The organism is Parabacteroides faecalis (genome assembly GCF_022809355.1).
In the GTDB taxonomy this organism is placed as follows: domain Bacteria; phylum Bacteroidota; class Bacteroidia; order Bacteroidales; family Tannerellaceae; genus Parabacteroides; species Parabacteroides faecalis.
Genome location: NZ_JAKZMM010000004.1, coordinates 131,174 through 138,366, shown reverse-complemented (window position 1 = coordinate 138,366; position 7,193 = coordinate 131,174). Strand labels below are relative to the sequence as shown.

The following is a 7,193-nucleotide window of genomic DNA, read 5'->3' as shown; positions in this document are numbered from 1 at the left end:
GGATGGTGGCTACATATTGATGTTGTGCTGTTGCTTTTTACTGAAAGCTGCTACTAACGACTCATAAATCTACCCTTAATCGTGTATTGGATGATAGTTGCGGATTTTAGGTTGTTGAAGAATCCTACCATCAAGGGTACATCTATCCATGACAGATTTGCAAACAAGTTGATAGGATTGCCAAATGCAAGCCTTCTCCAGAACAGTATCAATGAACTGGGTCGAACAAAGAATCATATCGTATTGTTCGATGCTGCTAAGACTACAGGTAATCATGGCATCAGCTACATGATGATGGGTGCATTCCTTAAATCACTCAACCTCAATGATGACTGGGTAGGCATTGTTGAGTTCAACCTTCTCATGAGTGGACGTTATCAGCAATTCTGCGATAAGGTTCAGCAGAAGTTTGGTGAAGCATGGTTGAAGCGTCGCAAGAACATGGATCAGGTGTATGATACCCTTGAAGACACTATGCTTGATGGCTTCTGTTCAGAAAGTGCTTACGATGAAATGCGCGATGCTGCAAAGCAACGCATTCAAGATTATGACGCTAACAAGTTACAGGAAGATCTTACTCGCTACCTCGACCAGAATCAAGACATTCGCATTGTCTTCATGATTGACGAGGTAAGTGAGGCTATTGCCCAACAAAAGATAAACATCCTTGACCTTGAAGGCATGGCAGAAGCTATTGCTGCTCTTGGTCGCAAGATTTGGACTATTGCCATTGCTCAGCTCCAACTTGATGACGTTATCAATGGAACCAATGTCAATCGTAGCCTTCTCACAAAGATTATCGACCGTTTCCGCAAGCGTATTCCAATCGCAGCAGAAGAGGTTGATACCATCATTCGCAAGCGACTCCTTGCTAAAACAGCAGAAGGAAACGATCAGTTGCAAGCATACTATAAGAAGAAGAGTGGTCAGATTTCCGACATTACAAACATAGTCGGCACAGGTCTCAACAAGACTACGGATGCTCAGACATACGCTGATTACTATCCATTCTATGAGCATCAGTTTAAGATGCTTCAGTACTTCCTTTTCGGTACGCAGAAACTTGTCAAGACACAGGTCGGTACTCGTGGTATGCTGATTTCAGCTTTCGACGTATTGAAGAAAGAGGCTCTGTCAGACCGTGACATGTACACCCATGTTAATGCGTCTCAACTTTGCCGTCAGGCAGAAGAAGCTGTTGCAGAGTCACTTCGTGTACGCTACAATCAGGCAGACGAACATCTTACAGACCTCAAACTCAAATTCGTTGGTGGTCATGATATGCTCCAGACAATCCACTTCCTTACAGAGTCTGGTGCCAAGACAACAGTTGAGAATATCAGCCGTGCTTACGTCAGTTGCCCAGATGACTATTTCACAGTTCTTGAAGAGGTTAAGAAGGCATGTAAGAAGCTGTCTGATGATGAAATCCTGATTCTCTCCGGTGATGAATATCGCATTACCAGTGAGACACAGCAGCGCATCTTTGAAATGATGGCTAACTATGATGGCATTGCAACCTATCGAATAAAGGGAGAAATAACAAAGGAGGTCAAGAAGATGCAGCTTGTTCGTCAGGCTCAAAACCTTACTGTTGACTCCATTAATGTATCATTCACGGTTCAGTCTGACAGTGGAGAAACATTCAGCACTGGCGGTGACCAGGGCATGAAGGTTGTATTCCATGACATCCTTAGTGTAAAACCATCGCTTAGTGAGTACGTTGATAAGGTTAAAGAAGATACACAGTCTGATAAGAATGTTATCAGCATCATTCCTTCTCCTGACTATGCAAGCGAGATTCAGCAGATTGCAGAAACCATACTTCGTATCAACTATATCAAAGATGTACCAAACCTTACTCCAGAAGAAAAGAAGGTCGTTGACGAAATAGCAAATACTCTCGAAGATAAGACCAGCCAGTTAGAACAGGCAATTATCAAGTCATATACTGAAGGTCGCCTTGTCTATCTATATAATGCAAGCATCCTGAAACCTCAGAATGCCAGCCAGCTTATCAAAGAGAATGAACAGAAGATGTATGGTAACATCTATACCAAACGTCTTGGCAGCTCATTGAAGGACTCTATCGCCCTTCAACTTCTGAAGGCTAATGCAAATCAGCTCCAGAACACGATTGGTCAGATTCCTGACTTTATGTTCTTCGATACAACAGGTCAGTTCATTGGTGATCAGTTGCCTGTCATCACAGAGATAATGGCACAGACTGCCACATATAAAAATGGAGCAGATTTGGAGAAGGATCTTTCTGCTGCACCTACTGGTTATACCTTTGGTACGATATTCTCGACACTTGCTGCTCTCTTCCGTGCAAGCAAGATTATAATCAAGTACAACAATCAGGAATATCATTCATATCAGCAGGAAGGTGCCAAGGAGCCATTCCAGACCACTCGCAACTTCCAGCGTGCATCATTCAAGGCTGTAACAAAGAGTCTTTCCTACAATGAGAAACGAGACATCGTTGACACACTGAAGGATTGCAACTTCAAGCAGTTGACAGGTCAGAACCTGAGTTACAACATGAATGACTTTGAGTTGGTAGATGCAATCCGTACACTGGCTATAACAGAAATCAGCAAGGTCAACAACCAAATTTGCAATGATGATGAGCGTGAACGTATCTTCCGTCGAAGCATTGTTGCAAAGGATGTGCTTCGCCAGTACTCAAATACAGTAACTGAGTTCAACTACTTCAGTACAGCTCGCACCTTCCTCGGTGAAAACGAGAACGAAGAGTTCTGTAGTGCTATCGAGAAGATTGAGAAAGACATCAACTTCATTGCCCAGAATCTCCGTACCATCCAGTATCAGAAGGAGTATTTCAGCGACGTTAAGAGCGAAATGGAGTTTGTCGGCATTCCAATGATGGCATACGACCAGATTAGCGAACGTTACTTCCAGATGCTTGAAACTGACCCTGTTCACAACTACGTACAGATGCAGCAGGAATATCAGAAGCTCAAAGACCTCTACTTCAAATATATGGAACAACAAGCAGAGGAAATGACACAAGGATATACTGACCTTCATGCTCGCGTAGATGCCGTTAAGACTGAGGCAGACAAATATCCTCGCGAGTGGAATACTCGCCTTTACTCAAAGATTGATGACAAAGTTAATCTTTGCAAGAAGTTTGTTGTGAGCAAGGTGGACATTCCTGATTATGAGATTCGTTGCCGTCGTTCGGGACTCCAGCTGCGTGATATTGCCAATGCCATCAACCTTCTCCCTTCATTAGGAACAGAAGTTGATGTTATGGAAACAGAGATACACACATCTGATCCTGCTCCTAAGCCACAACCAACACCAAACCCACAGCCTGGTCCGAATCCTAAGCCACAACCAACACCACAACCAAAGCCAACAGAGCGCAAGCTTCGTAGTCAGTTGCCTACTGGTCAGCTTTCGGTTGCTCAGTACAAGCAATGGCTGAAACAGCAGTTGGCAATGGTAAATCAATATGGTTCAACAGACATTCTTAAATTTGACGAATAATGAAACTGATAAATCATGTTCTCGATATACGTCGCTTGATTCAGCAAGCGTTCGACAACCGTTTCTCTCGTATGGGACTGCGTGCTGATGCACCAGTTCCAGCAGACCAGTTAAGCGACAGTGACCATCGTCAGCGTCGCCAGAAACTTGATGGCATTATGCAGAATCACCTCAATGAGTTGGGTGACTATGCAGAAGCTCGTCAGGCTACAATCAATGAGTGTGTGTTTACTCTCTTCAATCGCATTGCAGCCATCAAGGTGATGGAGTCAAAGGAATTATTCCCTGAGATTATTCGTCGTCGAAAGGAGAATGCTGGTCGTTCTTTTGAGCACAATGCATGGCTCGAAGAGCATCCAAGTGAGCGTAATGCCGAACGTGAAGGCTTGAAGCACTTCCTTAATGACCAGTTCGACAAACTGGGTGAGCATATCCCTCTCTATCGCTCTGATTATCCATACGCATTGATGCCTACAGCCGATGAACTCAATGAGATTATCGTGCAGTTCAACAACGTTGAAGAAGATGAAGATTGCGGTGCTGATGTGTGGAAGGGGGATGACATCCTTGGATGGCTCTATGAAAACTTCAATGCTGTTGAAAAAGAGGCATTGAAAGCAAGTGGAGAAAAGACAGAATACAACAAGGTATCACTCCAGAGTCAGGTCTATACTCCTGCTTGGGTTGTGAAGTTCCTTGTTGACAACACTTTGGGTAAGTCATATCTCGAAATGTACCCAGAGAGTTCAATCAAAGAGAAGTATAAGATTGCGAATGCTCCAACCAAACAAGTGAAGCATCCAAAGGATTTACGTTCTATGCGCTTGCTGGATCCCGCCTGTGGTTCCGGCAACTTCCTGATTTATTCATTCTCCCTGTTCTATGACTTGTACATAGATCAGATGGAGAACTATGGCAAGGATTACAGCCGTAGAGACATTCCAAAGATGATTGTCGAAAACAATCTCTTTGGTATGGACTTGGATGAGCGTGCTGCTCAGATTTCTCAGATAGCCTTGTTCATTAAGGCTCGTGAACTTGGCGGTCATCGCAGTCACTGGCCAGAATACACGAATGTTGTAAGTACTCACTTCTTCCTTGACGATTACGAAACAGTCAAAGATGCATTTGAATCTATAGATAATCTCGATCAATCCAAGCGTATCATTATGAAAATGATATGGGATGATTTGAGCAACGCTTACAAGTTCGGTTCTTTGGTTCGTGTTGATGAAACTCTCGACAAAATTTTACCAAATGACTCAACCTATAATCTGTTTGCGCAGCAAGAAATGGAAGATATGTTCTCTTTCAAACATCAGTTTATGGGACAGTTACGCCAAAAGGTGGATGAATTAGGTCAAAGGGGAAGTAATGCATACACATTAGCAAAGACTAATGATGCAATTTCCTTCCTCGAAATCATCTCACAGAAGTATGATGTTGTAGTAGCAAATCCTCCATACACAGATAGTGCTGATTTTGGACCAGAACTTAAGAACTTTATAGAAGATAATTATAAAAAGCCTTATAAATTCTCGGGCAATCTCTACTCTTGCTTTATTAAGCGCTGTTACGAGTTGTCGGACGAAAATGGTAAGGTTGGCATCATTCATCCTCATACGTTTATGTATATTAAAACCTTTGAGGATGTTAGAGAATTTTTAATTAAAAATACTCACATCAATGTTTTGGTTGATTATGGACTTGATCGAGTAAATTTATTTGGACCTGGAATTCTTTTAAATGCAGCTTTCTATACATTTGACAAAGCCAAATATAATGACGCAGAAGATGGCATTTATTTCCATATTACTGTTGGTCAACAAGAAAAGTTCAAAAAGGACTCACTCATACAAGCATTAGATGACGTTTGCTCAAAACGTCCAAATAATCGTGTGTATTATTTGGAACAAAAAAAGTTGGAGAAGATTAAATCAATGCCTATTATTTTCTGGATTTCAGATGAATTTCGCGAGAAATTTACCGATTTGTCTTTGAGCGACATTGTAGATGTAAAACAGGGAATTGCAACAAGCAATAATAATAGATTTTGCCGTTTCTGGTGGGAAATTATGGGATCATCAAGAACCTATTATCCATATTCAAAAGGCGGCGATTATAACAAGTGGTATGGCAACTTGTGGTTATATGTTGATTGGAGCGATTCCGCTAAACAATATATAGAGAAAAAAGGACGATTACAAAACAAACAATATTACTTCAAAGAAGGTATAACATACTCTGGTAGCAGTGGAGAAAAAGGAACATCGTTCAGAATTTTCCCTAAGGATTGTCTATTTGATGTTGGCGGTTCATGTATTTTCCCAACCGGAAAATACTCAAATCGTCACTACATTTTAGCCTTCTTAAATACAAAAACTTGTTTTTATTTGGCTAATAGTCTTAATCCTACTGTTAATACTCAAGTTGGAGACATTCAGCGAGTCCCATTTGCAATGCCAGATCCTTTAAATGAAAAGTTAATAACAGATTTGGCAAAATGTAATATTTCAATTAAAGAGAAATTAAACACATACTCTATTGTTGAAAAGGAATACAAGTCATCGCCTATATCAAATGTTGGATCTGTAATTAGTTCAATAAATGAATATTTTGTTTATGAGAATGCTTTAAACACTCATATACTCTTAAATGAAGCTCTCATCAATCTTTTGATTTTTTCAATTTATGACTTAAATGAAAAAGACCAAAAGATGGTTCTCGACAAGGAAGGAACTCCTGTTGGTTTGCTTTCACCTTCTTATGCGGCAAAAACTGCGTATGTTCAATGGTTAGAGCAGCAGACGCAGTTTAAACCATCAGAAAAACTCCTTGATTTTATAAACAATCTTCCTACAAAAGAGGATCAGGAGTTGGTGAATGACTTCGACACACTTTATCAAAATAATAAAGGATGGGAAGAATTTTGTATTCTTCATTCCCTAAGTCCGATAGAATTGTGGTATCAGTTTATGCGTTCACATGTAAACCCATCTCAAAGGACACAAGCAATAGTCTTTGAACTGGTTACTGATGTCATTCGTACAGTATTATCAAATGATGACGATGGTGTAATCCCGCTTGGTGACAAGATGGGCGAAGAACGACTTGCAATCCGCATCGAACGTGAGTTCATGGATCGTGGGTATAGTGCAGCACAATTCAATCAAGTGTGCCAGTTGCTCGGTTGTGAGTTGGAGAAATACCTTCAGGAGCGTTTCTTTCAACAGCTCAGCGACCATCTGAATCTCTTCATGTACTTGCCTAAGACACCATTCATTTGGCATCTGACAAGTGGTGAGCATCATGCGATTGAACTTTATGTAAGCATCTACAAGTGGAATAGAGATACTTTGTTCCGCATCCGTAGTATCTATGCTGCAAACCGTGAAGCTGCAATCCGTGATCGCCTGAACTCAATTGACACAAGCAAGACAGAAGGTCGTTTGGAAGCCACAGAACTTCGTGCTATGCTTGAAGAACTGAATAGCTTCTGCCAGAAGATTGATGACCTTCTCGCAAGTGGTTACGATCCCAAACTTGACGATGGTGTTGGTAAGAACATCGCACCATTACAGAAGCGCAAGATGCTCAGTTATGAGGTTCTGAACGCAGGTCAGTTAAAGAAGTATCTTAATGCAGATTGGTAAAACTGAAATCAATGAACTATC

Annotated in this window: 2 protein-coding genes; both read left to right on the top strand. The window is 41.2% G+C overall.

Annotation, left to right across the window (positions count from 1 at the left end; genetic code table 11):
- Positions 1–90 precede the first annotated feature (90 nt).
- A complete protein-coding gene (locus MUN53_RS02605) occupies positions 91–3,519 on the top strand; it encodes a hypothetical protein (protein WP_243323291.1) in 3,429 nt (1,142 codons plus the stop codon).
- Positions 3,519–7,172 carry a BREX-1 system adenine-specific DNA-methyltransferase PglX gene (pglX, locus tag MUN53_RS02600; protein WP_243323290.1) on the top strand — a complete coding sequence of 1,218 codons (3,654 nt, stop codon included), beginning with the start codon at positions 3,519–3,521 and terminating at the stop codon, positions 7,170–7,172. The genes MUN53_RS02605 and pglX overlap by 1 nt, the downstream gene beginning before the upstream one ends.
- Positions 7,173–7,193 lie beyond the last annotated feature (21 nt).